Here is a 17,035-nt window from a genome sequence, read left to right as displayed (position 1 = left end):
CTTAGGAGACTCCGACCACCCGGTACACGACGCCGGGCCACATATCGGCAGAACTGAGCCTCCGGCCGTCGACCAGGGCCTTCACGCCCGGGATGTCGCTCGGCCCGAGCGGCTTGTACTCGGCGTGGTCGGTCTGGATGACGGCCGCGTCCGCCGGATCGCCGAGGGTGTACGGCTCGAGGCCGAGAGCCCGCAGTTCATCGTCGCTGTAGAGGGGGTCGTGGACGACGGGGACGGCACCCCGCGCACGGAGCGCCTCGACGGTGGGGAAGACGCCGGAGAACGCGGTCTCCTTGACCCCTCCGCGGTAGGCGGCGCCGAGCACGACCACCCGGGCGCCGGTCAGCTCGCCGTAGGCGCCCTCGAGCATCGAGACGGCGTGCGCCGGCATGGCAGCGTTCGCCTCGCGCGCGGCGCGAACGATCGTCGCCTCGGGGTCGTTCCACAGGTAGAGCCGCGGGTACACCGGGATGCAGTGGCCGCCGACGGCGATGCCCGGCCGGTGGATGTGGCTGTACGGCTGCGAGTTGGAGGCGTCGATCACCTGGTACACGTCGATGCCCGTGCGTTCGGCGTAGCGGGCGAACTGATTCGCCAGGCCGATGTTGACATCCCGATACGTGGTCTCGGCCAGCTTGGCGAACTCCGCCGCCTCGGCGGACCCGAGGTCCCAGACGCCGTTGGGGCGCGGCAGGTCGGGCCGCTCGTCGAAGTCGAGCACGGCCTCGTAGAACTCCAGCGCCCGCGCCGCGCCGCGCTCGGTGAGCCCGCCGATCAGCTTGGGGTACTTGCGCAGGTCGGCGAAGATGCGCCCGGAGAGCACACGCTCCGGCGAGAAGACGACGTCGAAATCGACGCCCTCGGTGAGTCCCGAGATCTCCTCCAGGCGTGGCGTCCAGCGCTCGCGCGTGGTGCCGACGGGCAAGGTCGTCTCGTACGAGATCAGCGTGCCGGGAGTGAGGTGGGCGGCGACCGATTCGGTGGCGGAATCCATCCAGGCGAAGTCGGGTCGGGCGTCGAGGTCGACGAACAGAGGGACGACGATCACGACGGCGTCGGCGCCGGGAACGGCATCCGCGTAATCGGTGGTCGCCCGCAGCGAACCGGCGGAGACTGCTGCGGTCAGCTTCTCGTCGAGGTCGGTCTCACCGGGGAAGGGGACCTGCGCGGCGTTCACCAGCTCGACGGTGCGGGGGTTGACGTCGACGCCGACCACCTCGTGCCCTTTCGAGGCGAACTGTACGGCGAGGGGCAAACCGATCTTGCCGAGCGCGATGACCGCAATCTTCATCTATCTGTCACTTCCCACGGGATGCAATCGAACCCCCCAATCCTACGTGGCCCGCGCGAGCGCCCCGCACCGGGCCGCCCAGGGCGATCTTGTATCCTCGACGGGTGTCAGACAAGAAGCGCCGTGTCACGGTGGTCACCACATGGTTCCCCAGTGAGGCGCAGCCCGCGCAGGCGCCGTTCAATCTGAACCATGCCCAGGCGATCGCGCTCGACTCGGACGTCGCCGTGATCCACGTGCGGCTCGGGAGCTCGGCACCGGACGTGAACGAGGTCTACGGGGGCATCCGCGTGCAACGCCGCTCGCTGAGCCCGCGGCACCCGCTGCGCAGCGCCCGGATGCTCGTCGCGATCGCGCGCGCGGTGCGCGCTTCCGACATCCTGCACACCATGGCGTTCTCCTCGGCGCTCGTCGCTGCCGTCGCGCTGCCGTTCTCGCGGCCCGCGTGGGTCCACACCGAGCACTGGAACGGGGTCACCAACCCGGCGAGCGTCTCACGCACCTGGGAACGGCTCGCCTGGATGCGGCGCGTCCTGCGTCGCCCCCGTCACCTCACAGCCGTCACCGGCCAGCTCGGCGCCGTGCTGAGCGAACTCTCCGGCGGTCGTCCCGTCGATGTCGTGCCCTGCGTCGTCGAGAACCCGCGCCCGGTGATCCAGCGCGACCCCGCCGGCATCCGGATGGTCGGTGTCGGCTTTCTCGTCCCTCGCAAGAACCCGCTGATGGCCGTCGACGTGGTTGCCGAACTGGCCAAGGAACGGCCCGACGTCTCGATGACCTGGGTCGGCGGCGGCCCGCTGCAGGCGGACGTCGAGGCGGAGTCGCGGCGTCTCGGCGTCGCCGACCGCTTCACCCTCACCGGCATGGTCGATCCCGACGCCGTCTTCGAGTACTTCGAGAAGGCGAACCTCTTCTTCCTCCCGACGGAGCAGGAGAACTTCTTCACGGCGGCCGCCGAAGCACTCTCCGCCGGCCTGCCCGTCGTGGCCGGCCGGGTGGGCGGCTTCACGGATTACATCGACGAGAGCAACGGCGTGATCACCGACGACCTCACCGTCGCCGGATACACAGCGGCGATCCTGCGCGCGGTAGATGGACTGAGCGACGTCCCGTCGGCGACCCTCGCCGAGCCCATCCGGGAGAGGTTCAGCCGCCGGCGCATCGCCGACCAGTTCGGAGCGATCTACGCGGCGGTCACCGCGGGCTGATCATCCGGCTCGTCGAGCGCTGACGACCGGGGCCCCCGCACCTCGATGTACCAGAGCGCGAGGGCGATCGCCGCGGCGAAGGTGACGACGCCGAACAGCCAGGCGACCATCGGGGAGATCGGCACGCTCCACCACCACACGACGTAGTGGTTGAGGTTCCAGTCGTTCACCGTGAGCCCCGAGATGTAGCGGCGCATGTTCACGTGGAGCGCCGCCGCATTGGCCACTGCGACGACGACCGCGATGACGGCGACCTGCAGCCGGCCGAACCCGAACGTGCGCCCGCGCACGGTGAGCAGCGCGACGCCGGCGAACATCAGCAGCACCGGCAGCACGTAACGCGGCTGCACCTGCACGCCGACCTGCGCACGGCTGACGTAGAGCAACCACATCGGGATGGCGAACAGCGTGAGGAAGACCGCGGCCAGCGCGATCAGCTTGCGAGCCGATGCGGAGCGCAGTCCGGCGAACGTCACGGCGCCGAAGACGGCGACGCCGGTCACCCAGACCACGGCGGGCATCGGGGTGTCCAGCCACCCGAGACCCCAGGTGCCGAGATTGCCTGCCCAGATCGACGGCAGGTTGAGCAGGTTGCTCCAAAGCAGTGCCGGGATCGTGATGACCTCGTCTTTGTTGCTGAAGCCGCTCGATGAGACGCCGGACTGCCCGGCGGTCAGATAGAAGAAGGCGGCGAGGACCACGAGCGCAGCGGGGAGGATCGCTTTGAGCCAGAAGGCGCGGCTGCGATCGATCGAGAGCACCCCGGCGACGCCGATCGCCAGCACGGTATAGACCGCCCCGTCGGCACGCGCACCAGCCCCCATCACCGCGAGGACGGCCGACAGGATGCCCAGGCCGATCGCCCGCCGCCCGCTCGACTCGAAGTAGCCGAGGAGCGCCAGCCAGAGCGAACCGCCGGAGATCACCGCCCAGGCGCTCGGGTTGTTGGAGGCGACCAGGAACATCCCGAGGGGGACGATGCCGATGGCCCACGTCCAGATCAGGGTGCGTCGCCGCGATGGAGCGAGCAGCCAGTAGAGCAGCGACATCAGCCCGACGAAGATGACGGCGTTCAGGATACGGAGCCCGATCACCGTCGCCGCGACGTTCGGCGTGACGAAGATGCTCATGAACGAGTAGTAGACGGGCGGGTAGATGCCCTGGAAGTTGCCGCGCGTCGTCGGCGTCATCGTGCCCGCCGGGGGTGCCTGCCGATTCTGGCAGACCGCGATCTCCGGCTTCACGTTGCACTTCGAGTCCGCGATCGCGTCGGGCACGGCCCGCTGATCCGGATGACCGGGGACCTGCTCGCAGATCCCGGGGCGGTCGCCGAGCCCGCACCAGATGCTGGGGAGGTGGTAATCGTCGTCGGGGCTCGACCCGATCGGCGACGAGACGGCCCAGGCTACGAGAGCAAGAAGGGTGAGGAGCGGAACGAGTGCGATGTAGGTCCACCGTCGACGGCGACGCGGAGCGGGAGGAGAAACGAGCACTGGAGAAGCTTAGCGGCAGCTGTCGCGCCGCTTACCGGTCGGCATACAGGTAAGCGTAGAACTCGTCTTTGAGCGCCCGGAGCGCGTGGTACTGGTTGCCCGACTCCTCCTGCATGACCTGGTCGATGGCGACGGCCGACTTGCGCACGCGCCAGCCGCGGCTGACGGCGACGAACGTCATCCACTGGTCTTCGAGCATCAGGAAGCGCGGAGGCAGTTCGAAGAACGACGGGTCGGCCACGAGGTCGAGGTCGACGATCGCCCCACCGGTTCCGGCGTAGTCGGCCGGCTCCCCCGGCTCCAGTTCGGAGCGCTTCCAGTGGCTGCCGTGGTTGCCGAACGCCCACCATGCCGCGATCGTGCGCGGCTCGTACTCGGCCAGCATCGTCGCCGCGAAGTCCGGACCGACCAGCTGGTCGTCGTCGAGCATGATGAACGGTCCGCGCAACCCATCCAGCCAGAGGCGACGTGCGACGACGAACCGCGCGACGCCGCCGATGTTCGCCGGCGATCGGATGAGCTCGACGGCGTGGGCGGTCCCCTCGAACGATTCCGCGAGCGCCGCGAGCCGCCGCTCGTATTCCGCCTGATGAGCGGGACCGTTGTTCCACAGGATCAGCCGCAACGGGCGATCGAGCTGCTGTCCGGCGATCATGCGCACGATGGCGTCGAAACGCGCCGGCCGGTTCCAGAGGCACATGATGACCGGCACGGCGTCCGCTGCCGGGGCTCCGACGACGACAGCAGGGCGCAGCGGCTGCGTGAGGAGGCGCTGCACCGCGGACGCGCGGCGCTGGTCCGCGCGCGCGCGACGGCGCTCGGCGAGCGTGCGTCGACCGCTGGCGGCCGCACGACGCGCACGACCGATGGTCGCCCCGGCGATCCTGACCGTCGAATCGGCGACGCGCACCGCCCGCCGTCCGGCGAGACGACGCAGCTCTGCCTCCGCCGCCGACGCCTGTGCCGCGACCGGCTCGAGAACGTCGATCCGGTCGAGAGCGCCGGCGAGACCGGCGCGCAGCGCAACGGCCTCGGCGTCGGCGGTGAGCGCGACGTCGGCGATTCCGGCCGCAGCGAGCGGGGCGAGCCGATTCTCGGCCCTGAGCGACCCGGCCGTCACGGCTGCCGCGATCACGTCGTCCGTGCCCGGCTCCGCGAGATACCGGGCGACTCCCACGGTGTCGGAGAGACCGTCACGCGCCCGCACTTGTTCGACCGAGCGGTCGGCGAGCCGCAGAACCTCGATCCCCGGCGCCTCTGCCGGGGACTCGTCGCCGGCGCGCAGAGCGGTTCGCGTCGCCGGTCGGCCCCCGGCGATCGCGGCGCCCGGCCGCAGATCGCGAAAGGTCAGGCGGGCGAACCCCGGCCCGGAGAGAGCGCGCTGCCCGGTCATCGGCACGACGGGCACGTCGATGCGACCGATCCCACGCTCGATGCGCTCGAAGGCGTCGACGAGGCGGACCCCGGTGGTCGTCGCGACCCAGAACTCGCCGCCCTGCGCGTCCAGTCTCCAGCCGTCGCCCTCCGGGTCCCACGAACGGGTGAGAACGGCCCCCGCACGATCGTCGGGGTCGACGGCTTCGAACGCCGTGCTCACAGCTGCGCTCGCGCTGCCGTCGACGATGATGACGCGGTCGACACCCTCGCTGCGATAGTGGAGCACGGACGCCGCCACGATGTCGTCGTCACCATCGGTCAGACGGAGCACGACCGTGAGGGTCATGCCGGTCAGCTCCGCTGCTCGCCCGTGAGCGCCACCTCGCCGAGGTCGTCGGCGACGGGCTCGGCGAACACAGCGCCGACAGCGAATTCGTAGTACGGGACGTCGAACGAGGCGACCTGCGGGAGGTCGTGGATGTGCCGCCCGGCATCGTCCATGAGGGACAGGTTCACGAAGTACTTGCCCGTGCCGAAGCGCACGTCCTTGATCGTGAACCGGATGGTCCGCGGCGAGGTGAGCCGGTCCAGGTGCAGACCGAGCCGTTTGGTGGTCGTGCCGTAGACGGCCTGACCGGTGGTGGAGTCGATCTGCACCGCGGCCATCCAGTTGTCGAGACCGTCGTAGTGCTCGACGTCGAGCTCGACCACCAGGTCGTCGCCCGGGACGACCGGATCGTGTTCGTCGCCGCCGGCGCGGTGCACGCGGGCCCCGAGGATCTTGCCCCTGCCCATGATCCCGGCCTGGTCGCCGCCCTCGGCGAGGCGGCGCTCTTCGAGGTTCTCGCGCAGCAGGGCGACGCCCTTGTTCGGCTCTCCCTCGAAGATCACGTTGCCCTTGTCGAGCAGGATCACCCAGTCGCAGAGTTCGGTGACCTGGCTCAGTGAGTGCGTGACCAGGAGGATGGTGCGGCCCTGCTCCTGGAACGAACGGATCTTGTCGAGGCATTTGCGCTGGAACGCCTCATCGCCGACCGCCAGGATCTCATCGACGAGCAGGATGTCGGGATCGGTGTGCACGGCGACGGCGAACGCCAGTCGCACATACATGCCCGACGAGTAGAACTTGACCTGGGTGTCGATGAAGGCGGCGATGCCGGAGAACGCGACGATCTCGTCGAAGCGCTCATCCGTCTCCGCGCGCGACAGCCCGAGGATCGAGGCGTTCAGGTACACGTTCTCGCGGCCGGTGAGGTCGGGGTGGAAGCCTGCTCCCAGTTCGAGCAGCGCGGCGATCCGCCCACGATGGCTGACCGTGCCGCTCGTCGGCTCCAGAATTCCGCCGATGACCTTCAGCAGTGTCGACTTGCCCGAGCCGTTGTGGCCGATCAGACCGACGGTCGTGCCTGCGGTGATGCGCGCGGAGACGTCGCGGAGGGCCCAGAAGTCCTCTCGGTGCTGGCGCCCGCGCCCGAAGGCGACGAGTCGCTCCTTGAGCGAGTTGTCCTTGCGTACGACGAAGCGCTTGGAGACGTCGTCGATCACAATGATCTCGGGGCCTTCCGGCACGGTCTGCGTAGTGTCCGTCATCGCCGCTCCGTCACAGTTCCTGGGCGAAGTTGCCCTGCAGCCGCGCGAAGACGCGCTGGAAGCCGAACAGCATCACGAGGCCGATGACGCAGGCGATCAGGATGCGCGGCATCAGCCAGTCGGGGGAAGGCACCGTGTCGCCGGCCACCCACATGGCGCGCTGGAACCCCAGCACCGCGAGCGTGATCGGGTTGTCGGTGTAGATGTCGAGGAGCACCCCGTTGCCGAGCGCATGCTGCACGGTCGACCAGGGGTACACGATGGGCGATGCCCACATGAGGATCATCATCGAGACCTCGACGAGGTACTGGATGTCGCGCAGATACACGTTCAGCGCCGAGAGCAGGATGCCGAACGCCGTGCCGAAGATCACCAGGAGCAGGAAGGACGGAACCAGGTACACGATGCCCGGGTGGATCGGGAACTTGCCGAACACCAGCGTCGCGATGACGAGGATCCCGAACTGGATCAGGAAGTTGAACAGCGCCGACCCGACGCTGGCGAGCGGGAAGATCTCTCTCGGTAGATAGATCTTCTTGATCAGCCCCGCGTTGCCGACGATCGACGAGGTGCCGCTCGACACGATCTCGCTGAACAGCGCGAAGGCCGTGAGTCCGGTGAAGACGTAGATCGCGAAGTCGGGCGTGCCCTTCGCCGCCTGCAGGAAGTGCCCGATGACCACGTAGTAGATCGCGAGTTGGGTGAGAGGACGCACGAGCGACCAGACGAACCCGAGCGCGCTGTCTTTGTAGCGGGCCTTGAGGTCGCGGCGCACCAGCAGGCCGAGCATTTCACGCTGGGCGAAGACGTCGCGGATGGCGGCCCAGGTCTTGCCGAAGGCACCGGCCGTCGGACCGACCTGCACCATCGGTGTCGAGGCGAGGGCCGCGAAGCGCGCTTCGCGCATCTCGCTGTCAGAGAGTGGAGTCGTCATGGGCAGGTGTAAGCATATCCGCACGCCTGCGAGCGAAGCTGGGAGCGGCCGGGAGAGGCGGACCCCGCCGCGGGCGTCAGTGCTTGCGCACGCGGTCGACCACGCGACCCGCCGCCCGCTTGATGCGCCTGGTCGGGAGCATGTTCAGTTCGAGCTGCAGAGCACCGATGCGATCACCGGCCTCGCGCACCTCGTCGATGAGCCCGTCGATGCGCTGCTTGCCCTCGTCGACGTTGCGGAGGAGCTCGGCGATCCTCGCGTCTTTGGCCCGGAGCTCGCCGATCGACTGCGCCTCGCTCGCAGCCAGCACCGGGCCGAATCGCCTGCCCGCGATCAGGGCGTCGTCGGAGAGCGGGACGTCGGGGACAGCCGACGGCACGGTCGAAGCGATCCTGGTCTCCTCGACGAAGACCCCGTCGCGGATGCCGGCCGCAAGCTCCTCGGCGTCGGGGTGCCGGATGACGTAGTACGCCTGCAGGGCACCCGCCAGCCATCGGTAGTACTCCCGCATCCCGTGGTGATTGGGACTCGGCTGCAGTTCCGGATTCGCCGCGTAGGCCTGGCCCGCCTTGGCGACCTTGCCCTCGAACTGCTCCCACGAGCGCCAGGGGAAGTGCAGCACTTCGACGCCGAGGCCGTTCGGCACCTCGCCGTTCTGCTCGAGGTTCACGAAGTGGTTGCCCTGGGCGACCTCGATCTCCGCGCTGCCGACGTGCACGGCGTCCGGCGTCGAGTGCGCGTGGATGCCCAGCTCGTTCAGCCGCTCCACGGGGCGCGTATCGCGGTAGACCAGGCGCTGGAGTCCGGTGCCTCGTTGGGCGGGCGCCCCCGTCATGTCGACCACGTCGACCCGGAACGTCGCCAGCTCGCGCGGCAGCAGCTCGAAGACCTCGCGCAGCGTCGCGCCGCCCGCGGTGGGGAGCCAGAACTCGTCGGCGTCGGCGTTGATCACCCAGTCGGCCCCGTACTGCGTTGCGGCGTCCCTGGCCATGCCGGTGACCACGGAGAACTGCTGCTTGCGCTGCACGGGATCGTGGCGCAGGTCGATGGCATCGCCGAACGACTCCAGGATCTCGACGGTCCCGTCGAGCGAGCCGTTGTCGGTGACGATGAGTGTGTCCACGCCCTGAGCAAGGGAGTGCTCGATCATCGAACCGATGACATCCGCCTCGTCGCGGACCATCAGTGTCATGGCAAGTCGCACAGGGATCGCTTTCGTGTGAGCTTTCGAGTGATCACTCATCATTCCATACCGCGCATCGAATACTCGGATGCCTGCCAGTCCCACCTTGTAGACTGCTCCGCGTTCATCGACGGACCGCAAAGGATTCGAGGTACATGAAGAAGCGTCGCACCGGGGTCGTCTCCGTAGTCCTCGTCAACTTCCGCGGCGCGGACGACACCATCGAGTGCATCCGGGGCCTGCAGCAGCTCAACTGGCCGAGCGAGCTCCTCGAGATCGTGGTCGTCGAGAACGGGTCGGGTGACGACAGCCTCGAGAAGCTCACCGCGCTCGGCGACGAGATCACTCTCATCGACTCGGGCGCCAACCTCGGCTTCACCGGCGGCTGCAACCTGGGCGTCGCGAACTCGACAGGCGAGTTCGTCGCGTTCCTGAACAACGACGCCAAGCCGCACGCCGACTGGATCGCCGAGGCGATCGGCACCTTCTCCACCGGTCTCGACATCGGGGCGGTCGCGAGCAAGGTGCTCGACTGGGACGGCGTGAACGTCGACTACCTCGATGCCGCCGTCACCTGGTACGGCATGGGCTACAAGCCGCACGCCGGCGAGCCGGACCGCGGCTCGTGGGACGTGGAGAAGGACGTGCTGTTCGGCACCGGCGCCGCCATGTTCATTCGGGCCGAGATCTTCGAAGAGCTCGGCGGGTTCGACGACAACTACTTCATGTTCTACGACGATGTCGACCTGGGCTGGCGGCTGAATCTCCTCGGCCACCGATTCCGGTTCCAGCCGAAGTCGCTGGCGTACCACAAGCACCATGCGTCGATGAACAAGTTCGGCAACTTCCGCGAGGAGTACCTGCTCGAGCGCAACGCCCTCTACACGCTCTACAAGAACCTCGACGACGAGTCGCTCAGCGACGTGTTCTCCGGAGCCCTTCTGCTCGCGGTGCGCCGGGCCGTTGCCCGCGGCAAGCTCGACTCGACCGGCCTCGACCTGCGCAAGCCGGGCGGGGACGACGAGCCCACGATGCCCGTCTCCAAGTCGACCATGGCCGGTGTCTTCGCGATCGACCAGCTGGTCGAGTTGCTGCCCGAGATGAGCGAGGCGCGCGAGAAGGTGCAGAGCACCCGCGTGCGCAGCGATCGCGAGCTGCGGCGGCTGTTCGGGAACGTGGACGAGCCCGCCTACCCCATCGAGAGCTACCTCGAGGGCTACGAGAAGATCGTGCGCAACCTCGACGTGCTGTCGTCGTCGGCGCGGCGACGCATTCTGGTCATCACCGGCGACCCGGTCGGCGGCCGCATGGCAGGGCCGGCGATCCGCGCCTGGCACATCGCCAAGGAGCTCGCGGGCGAACACGACGTGCGCCTCGTCTCGATGAACCGTGTCGAGGCGGTCGACGCTCCGTTCGAGCTCGCCGCCGTCTCGCATCACCGCCCGAGCTCCATGGTGGAGCACGAACAGTGGGCCGACGTGATCATCGTTCAGGGCAACGCCCTGATGCTCTTCCCCGTGCTCGAGAAGACCAAGAAGATCCTCGTCGTCGACGTCTACGACCCGATGCACCTCGAACAGCTCGAACAGGGCAGGGGGCAGACGATCAAGCTGTGGAACAAGCAGATCGCCGACGCGACCCTGTCCCTCAATCACCAGCTCGAGGCCGGCGACTTCTTCCTGTGCGCCAGCGACCGTCAGCGGCACTTCTGGCTGGGCCAGCTCGCGGGACTCGGCCGCGTGAATGCCTACACCTACTCCCGCGACTCCGAACTCGATTCGCTCATCGCCGTCGCTCCGTTCGGCATCTCGAGCGACGACCCCGTGCAGACCCGCCACGCGATCCGCGGAGCGGTCCCCGGCATCGGCGCCGACGACAAGGTCATCGTCTGGGGCGGCGGCATCTACAACTGGTTCGACCCGCAGACGCTCATCCGCGCCGTCGGCGAGCTCGCTGTGAAGCATCCGGACGTGAAGCTGTTCTTCATGGGGGTCAAGCACCCGAATCCGGATGTTCCGGAGATGGAGGTCGTCGGCGAGGCGAAGCGCCTGGCCGAGGAGCTCGGCCTCCTCGGCACCCACGTGTTCTTCAACGAGAACTGGGTGCCCTTCGAGGAGCGCCAGAACTACCTGCTCGACGCCGACCTCGGTGTCTCGACCCATTTCCAGCACGTCGAGACGACGTTCTCGTTCCGCACGCGCATCCTGGACTACCTGTGGGCCGGGCTCCCGATCGTCACCACCGAGGGCGACAGCTTCGGCGACCTGGTCGCCGAACGCTCGCTGGGCGCCGCCGTGCCCGAACGCGACCAGCGCGCGTTGGTGACGGCGATGGAGCGACTCCTCTACACCGAGAAGGCGACGGCGACAGCGCGCAAGAACGTCGCCGTGGTGCGCGAGGACTTCCGCTGGTCGAACACGCTCGCTCCACTCGTGGCGTTCTGCCAGAACCCCGCGCACGCGGCTGACAAGGCCGTCTCGGGCAAGAAGGGCTCCGACGGCACGTCGAAAAAGAAGAAGAAGTCCGATCGGGTGCCGAGCACCGGCGTGCGCCGCGACTTCGAGCGGGCGATGTACTACCTGCGCGAGGGCGGGCCCGGCGCGGTCGTGACGCGCTACCGCGCCCGCCAGACGCGCAGGCGCGACGCCGCAGAATGAGCGAGCGCTCCGTCCTCGTCGTCACCGTCACGTACAACTCGACGGAGGCGGTGAGCCATTTCCTCGCGTCGATCCCGGCTGCCGGCTCGTCCGTCGGTGAAGTGATCGTGGCCGAGAACGCCTCCTCCGAGGCGGACGAGACCCGCGCCGTCACGGAGGCGTCCGGCGCGCGCTTCTTCCTGCTGCCCGACAATGTCGGGTACGGATCAGGCGTGGCCGCAGCGATCGACGCCGCGACGCAGCCGTATGACTATATCCTCGTCTCGAACCCCGACGTCGTACTCGAACCCGGCTCGGTCGACCTGCTGGTGCAGGCCGCCGACGAGTTGCCGGGCGGCGGATCCTTCGGCCCGAAGATCCTCACGGCGGAGGGCGACGTCTATCCCTCGGCCCGGCAGCTTCCCAGCCTCCGCACCGGAGTCGCTCACGCCGTCTTCGGCCGGATCTGGCCGGGAAATCCGTGGACCGTGGCCTACCGTGCCGAGCGGGAGAACGACCGGCGCCGCAACGCCGGCTGGCTCTCGGGTGCGTGCCTGCTCATCCGCCCGGAGGCCTACCGCGCCATCGGCGGCTTCGACCTGTCGTACTTCATGTACTTCGAAGACGTCGATCTCGGCGATCGTCTCGGTCGTGCCGGATGGGCGAACGTCTACGTGCCCGACGCGGTGATCACCCACTCCGGAGCGCACTCCGCCTCGCGCAACGTCAAGCGGATGGAGAAGGCGCATCACGACAGCGCCTACCGCTATCTGTCACGGCGGTACTCCGGCTGGTACAACGCGCCCGTCAGGCTGGCACTCCGCCTCGGCCTCTGGGGGCGCCTCTGGTGGGTCTCGCGCTGACGTCAGCAGTGGACGGCGGTCAGCAGGGCGGCAACGTGTTGATCGAGGGGGCCAGCGCGGCCGGGCCGCCGAGCATCACGACCTTCTTCGCACCGAGCGTCACGATGTCGTTGCCGATCCCCCGCGGCACGCAGGTACCGGGCACCACGAACAGCGGGCTCGCGGTGGCGCCGGCAGCCGCCGCACCGGCCAGCGCATCCGGGAACGACAGCCCGGTCGCGATGTACACCGTCGTCGCGGCGTCGAACGCGTCCATGTTCACGAGGTGGCTCGTGCCGTAGCGGTTGGACCCGCCCAGCCTGACGGACGTCGAGCCGGCGAGCTTGAGGCTCGCCTCCATCGTCGGCTTGATCACGGCGGGCCCTCCCACGATGGCCACGGCCCGGATCTTCGACGACGACAGGAACGCTGCCGTGCCCGGGTCGAGCACCGCTGCCGTGCTGTCGATCAGGATGATGGGCTTCTTCGTCGCTCCGGCCGCGGCAGTCGCCGACAGTGCATCCGGGAAGTTGTACGCCGAAGCGACGTAGGCGGCCGTGGCCCGGCCGAAGACCGTCGCCGCCACCTTCTGGGAGGTCTCGAACCGGTTCACTCCCGCGATGCGTTGCACGTTCGGCTGGATCGACCTCAGTTGCGCCGCGACGGTCTCGCTCACGGCCGCCGGCCCGCCCACGATGACGATCTTCTTGGGCGCAAGTCTGCGCAGCTCGGCCGCGATCGTGGCCGGCAGGCCCCCGGGGGCGACGAGCAGCAGCGGGCCACCCTGGGCAGCCGCGGCGGGACCAGCGCTCAGGGCGTCGGCGAACTTCGTTCCGGAGGCGATGTACGCCACCGGCACTCCTGGCTGCGGGTAGGTCGCCGTCGAGACCGCGACCGAGGTGGCGAACCGGTCGGCCCCACTGAGCCGGGAGACGACGGGCGAGCCCTTCACAGCTGGTGAATAGAACGTGTTCTTGCAGCCGAAGTTCGTGTCACCCGCCGGGTTCCCCGGGGCAGCGATGGCCGTCACGCAGGCCATGAACTGACCGTTGGCGTTGTTCCGCGGAACGGACACGACGAACCCGTGGGCGTTGCCCGCTCCGGGATACGCGGCGCCGACATCGGGTCGCGAGGTGTTCGCCGCCACGGTCGTCGTCGTCGTTCCGGCGGGGGTGTTCAGCGTGATGCGGACGTTGATCGATTTCTGCACCGAGGATTTATCGATGGCCCAGCCGGTCAGGGTGTACGCCGTCGCGCCGAGGGTGGCGGTGTCGTACATGCCGATCGGCGCTGTGCTCGCGGTCGGCGAGCCGAACCAGTCGCTGTACAGCCGCCAGAAGTTGCGGTTGCCGTACGCGGAGCACGTGTCGCCCGTTCCGTAAAGGTTCGCGAGGGCCGCCGCGTTCGGCTGATAGGGCGTGTAGTAGTACAGCGCCGCCGTCGCGGCGTTCTTCACCAGCACGTTCGACGCGCCGCACTTGGAGTCCGGCACGTTGTAGAGGATCGAGCTGACCTTGCCGACCGGATACCGGGTGAACGCCTGGCTCGTGCCGGGAGGATTCCCATAACGCTTGAACTGCCAGGCCGCCATGTACACCTGGTTGTAGAAGCCGTAGTACCTCGCATCGCACGCCGACGTGTCCGGGCAGCCGTATCCGGTCGCCTTCCGGTACTGGCCCGAGGTCGGCCACGAATCCGTCACGAGGCTCTGCTCCTTCTCGAGCAGCACGATGAGGGCCTTCTGGCTGATACCGCAGGCGCGACCGACCTTGTAGACGATCGTGGCAGCGCTCTCGAGCGAGGCGCCGGCGTACGCGGCGCACATCGCGTCGGCCGGGCGGGAGACCGTGGCCTGGGTGTAGCTCTTGAGGCAGGTGTACCCGCTGCGGCAGGTGGGGACCTCCGCGTTGAGGAAGGTCTGGATCGTGGGAACGTCGATTGCGTTGCCGTTGTAGAAGTTGTCGTCGCTGATCAGGTAGCCGGGTGTGAACGCCGACGCGACCGCCGCGTCCGCCCGCTCGGCCGGCGCCGCGATCGTCAGCGTTCCGAGAGCCAGAGCGATGGCGGTGAGGAAGGCGGCGATGAGGCGCGTGCGGGCGGGTCGGGTCAACACGGGTCTCAACCTATCCAGAATCGACGCGTGCAGGATGCCAGCCACGCAATGAAATTGCATCCATCTGCATGGATTCGCAATTAACGAGCGAAACTCAGCTTTCGGCGGCGAGCAACCCCTCGAGATAGCGGCCGTACCCGCTCTTCACGAGCGGACCCGCGAGCTCCGCCAGCTTGGCGTCGTCGATCCACCCGGCACGCCAGGCGATCTCCTCGATACAGCCGACCTTGAACCCCTGCCGGTCCTCGATCACGCGCACATACTCGGAGGCCTGCATCATCGACTCGAATGTCCCGGTGTCCAGCCAGGCCGTTCCCCGGTCGAGCACCTGCACCTGCAGCTTGCCCGCCTCGAGGTAGCGCTCGTTGACCGTCGAGATCTCCAACTCGCCACGGGCGCTCGGCTCGATGGTCTTGGCGATCGCGACGACCGAATTGTCGTAGAAGTAGAGTCCGGGCACGGCGTAGTTGCTCTTCGGCGTGACCGGCTTCTCCTCAATCGAGACCGCCGTGAAGCTGTCGTCGAACTCGACGACGCCGTAGGAGGTCGGGTTGCTCACGTGATACGCGAAGATCAGGGCGCCGTCGATGTCATTGTGGTTGCGCAGCGACGAGCCGAGGCCGGCGCCGTGGAAGATGTTGTCCCCGAGCACCAGCGCCACCGACTCGTCGCCGATGAACTCCTCGCCGATGATGAAGGCCTGCGCGAGACCGTCCGGAGACGGCTGCACCGCGTACTCGAGCCGGATGCCCAGCGAGGAGCCGTCGCCGAGGAGCGCTTTGAACTGCTCGTTGTACTCGGGCGTGGTGATGATCAGGATCTCGTTGATGCCGGCCATCATGAGCGTGGACAGCGGGTAGTAGACCATCGGCTTGTCGTAGATGGGCATGAGCTGCTTCGAGATGCCCTTGGTGATCGGCCACAGCCGCGTGCCGGATCCGCCGGCCAGGATGATTCCACGCATGGTCGTCTAGTTTCCTCCGTTGTCGAGTGACGCGTAGAAAGCCCGCGCGGCGTCCCAGGTCGGCAGGAGCCCCAGCTCGGCGGCCTCGGCCAGCCCCGGCGCGTCCGTGTCCTTGGGTGAGAGCAGCAGTTCGCCTGCCTCCTCCGGGAAGCGCAGCGCGATGTCGGCGTCGAGCGGGTTGATGCCGTGCTCCCTGGTCGGGTTGTACACATCCGTCACCAGGTAGCTCACGGTCGCGTCATCGGTGAGCGCGACGAAGCAGTGGCCGAGGCCTTCGGCAACGTAGATGGCCCGACGATCGACGTCGTCGAGGAGGACCGAGTCCCAGGTGCCGAACGTCGGCGATCCCACCCGGATGTCGATGACGAAGTCCAGCACGGCCCCGCGAGGTGCCGTGACGTACTTGGCCTGGCTCGGCGGGATGTCGGCGAAGTGGATCCCTCGGACGGAACCCCGCCGCGACACCGAGGTGTTGGCCTGCTTGAGGTCGAGGGAATGCCCCACCGCCTCCTCGAGCCGGTCGAACCGGTACCACTCCAGGAACAGGCCACGGTCGTCGGCGATCTGCTTGGGGGTGATTTCGTACGCGTCGGGCACGGAGAGTTCACGGATTTGCACCAACGGAGTCTACCAATCGCCGACGCGCACGAAATCTCAGCGGCACACGGTGAGCTTGGAGACCTCGTTGCTCACCGATGCGGGCCCGCCCAGGAGGGCGAGCTTGGCCGGCTTCACCCCGAGAGCTCCAGATGCGGCGGCGCTCGGTACGCAGGTGGGCTTCACCACGTACAGCGGGCTCTTCGCGGCACCGGCGGCCGCTGCTCCGGCGAGGGCGTCGGGGAAGACGAAGCCGTTCGCGAGATAAACGGCGGGGGCGGTGCCTTTGAAGCTGTTGACGTTGAGGTTGGCGCTGACCGCGAACCTGTCGGCTCCGTCGTAGCGGCCGACGGTCATCAGCTTCGCCAGCTGCGCCTGGATGCCGGCCGAGACCGACGCCTTGCCGCCGACGATGTGCACGGTCGTGGTCCCGAGCGAGCGGAGGAGCGCGAGCGTCGGTGCATCCAGCGAGCTCCGGGAGCCGTTCACGAGCAGCACGGGCGCCGATCGAGCGCCTGCCGCGGCTCCCGCCGACAACGCGTCCGGGAAGGTGGCACCGGTCGCGATGTACACCGTCTTCGCCCCGGTCGCTGCCCACGCATCGGCGACGACGGTGCGAGAGGCGTCATACCTGTCGACGCCGGCGCGCCGGGCGATGTTCGGCTGCACGGTCGCAAGCTTCTGCATCACGGCCGTGCTCACCGAGCCCTGGCCGCCGACGACGATGATCTTCTTCGGCTTGAGCCGCTTCACCTCGGCGAGCACGTTCGAGGGCACGCCCGTCGGCTGCACCAGGAGCAGGGGGGC

Annotated in this window: 13 protein-coding genes; 3 read left to right on the top strand and 10 right to left on the bottom strand. The window is 68.2% G+C overall.

Features of this window, described 5'->3' with window-relative positions:
- Position 1 precedes the first annotated feature (1 nt).
- Positions 2–1,291 (bottom strand): nucleotide sugar dehydrogenase, encoded by a 1,290-nt coding sequence (locus tag PKE84_RS05645; RefSeq protein ID WP_271176248.1) that lies wholly within the window; start codon positions 1,289–1,291, stop codon positions 2–4.
- A gap of 104 nt (positions 1,292–1,395) precedes the next feature.
- On the opposite strand from PKE84_RS05645, the gene PKE84_RS05640 reads away from it, so the two are divergent.
- Positions 1,396–2,499, top strand: coding sequence for a glycosyltransferase family 4 protein (locus PKE84_RS05640; protein ID WP_271176247.1), 1,104 nt, complete (start codon positions 1,396–1,398; stop codon positions 2,497–2,499).
- On the opposite strand, the gene PKE84_RS05635 is transcribed toward PKE84_RS05640, so the two are convergent.
- From PKE84_RS05635 to PKE84_RS05615, 5 genes are all read right to left on the bottom strand, one after another.
- Complete coding sequence (locus PKE84_RS05635) at positions 2,475–3,992, bottom strand: DUF2142 domain-containing protein (protein ID WP_271176246.1); 1,518 nt, start codon at positions 3,990–3,992, stop codon at positions 2,475–2,477. The genes PKE84_RS05640 and PKE84_RS05635 overlap by 25 nt on opposite strands.
- Before the next feature lie 31 nt (positions 3,993–4,023).
- On the bottom strand, positions 4,024–5,715 hold the full coding sequence (locus PKE84_RS05630; RefSeq protein ID WP_271176245.1) for a glycosyltransferase family 2 protein: 1,692 nt from the start codon (positions 5,713–5,715) through the stop codon (positions 4,024–4,026).
- A 5-nt stretch (positions 5,716–5,720) separates the two neighbouring features.
- The gene (locus PKE84_RS05625; RefSeq protein WP_271176244.1) at positions 5,721–6,959 is read right to left on the bottom strand and encodes an ABC transporter ATP-binding protein; all 1,239 of its coding nucleotides are present in this window, start codon (positions 6,957–6,959) and stop codon (positions 5,721–5,723) included.
- A 10-nt stretch (positions 6,960–6,969) separates the two neighbouring features.
- A complete protein-coding gene (locus PKE84_RS05620) occupies positions 6,970–7,893 on the bottom strand; it encodes an ABC transporter permease (protein ID WP_271176243.1) in 924 nt (307 codons plus the stop codon).
- Positions 7,894–7,969: 76 nt separating this feature from the next.
- Complete coding sequence (locus tag PKE84_RS05615) at positions 7,970–9,085, bottom strand: glycosyltransferase family 2 protein (protein WP_271176242.1); 1,116 nt, start codon at positions 9,083–9,085, stop codon at positions 7,970–7,972.
- A gap of 146 nt (positions 9,086–9,231) precedes the next feature.
- Between PKE84_RS05615 and PKE84_RS05610 the strand changes: the two genes are divergently transcribed.
- The gene (locus PKE84_RS05610; RefSeq protein WP_271176241.1) at positions 9,232–11,733 is read left to right on the top strand and encodes a glycosyltransferase; all 2,502 of its coding nucleotides are present in this window, start codon (positions 9,232–9,234) and stop codon (positions 11,731–11,733) included.
- Positions 11,730–12,575 carry a glycosyltransferase family 2 protein gene (locus tag PKE84_RS05605; RefSeq protein WP_271176240.1) on the top strand — a complete coding sequence of 282 codons (846 nt, stop codon included), beginning with the start codon at positions 11,730–11,732 and terminating at the stop codon, positions 12,573–12,575. Before PKE84_RS05610 ends, PKE84_RS05605 begins: the two co-directional genes overlap by 4 nt.
- A 19-nt stretch (positions 12,576–12,594) precedes the next feature.
- Here the strand turns inward: PKE84_RS05605 and PKE84_RS05600 are convergent, their stop codons facing one another.
- The 4 genes from PKE84_RS05600 to PKE84_RS05585 all read right to left on the bottom strand — a co-directional run.
- Complete coding sequence (locus PKE84_RS05600; RefSeq protein ID WP_271176239.1) at positions 12,595–14,667, bottom strand: cell wall-binding repeat-containing protein; 2,073 nt, start codon at positions 14,665–14,667, stop codon at positions 12,595–12,597.
- A gap of 94 nt (positions 14,668–14,761) precedes the next feature.
- Positions 14,762–15,631: a glucose-1-phosphate thymidylyltransferase RfbA gene (rfbA, locus tag PKE84_RS05595; RefSeq protein ID WP_271176238.1), complete on the bottom strand. Its 870-nt coding sequence runs from the start codon at positions 15,629–15,631 to the stop codon at positions 14,762–14,764.
- 6 nt (positions 15,632–15,637) lie between these two features.
- Complete coding sequence (locus tag PKE84_RS05590; protein WP_271176237.1) at positions 15,638–16,249, bottom strand: dTDP-4-dehydrorhamnose 3,5-epimerase family protein; 612 nt, start codon at positions 16,247–16,249, stop codon at positions 15,638–15,640.
- A gap of 36 nt (positions 16,250–16,285) precedes the next feature.
- The coding region (locus PKE84_RS05585) for a cell wall-binding repeat-containing protein (RefSeq protein ID WP_271176236.1) at positions 16,286–17,035 on the bottom strand (750 nt) is incomplete at its 5' end.

Origin of the sequence: Leifsonia poae (assembly GCF_027921845.1) — a bacterium.
Classification (GTDB): domain Bacteria; phylum Actinomycetota; class Actinomycetes; order Actinomycetales; family Microbacteriaceae; genus Leifsonia; species Leifsonia poae.
Note: the sequence above shows the minus strand (reverse complement) of the source record. Positions and strands in the feature narration are given on the sequence as shown.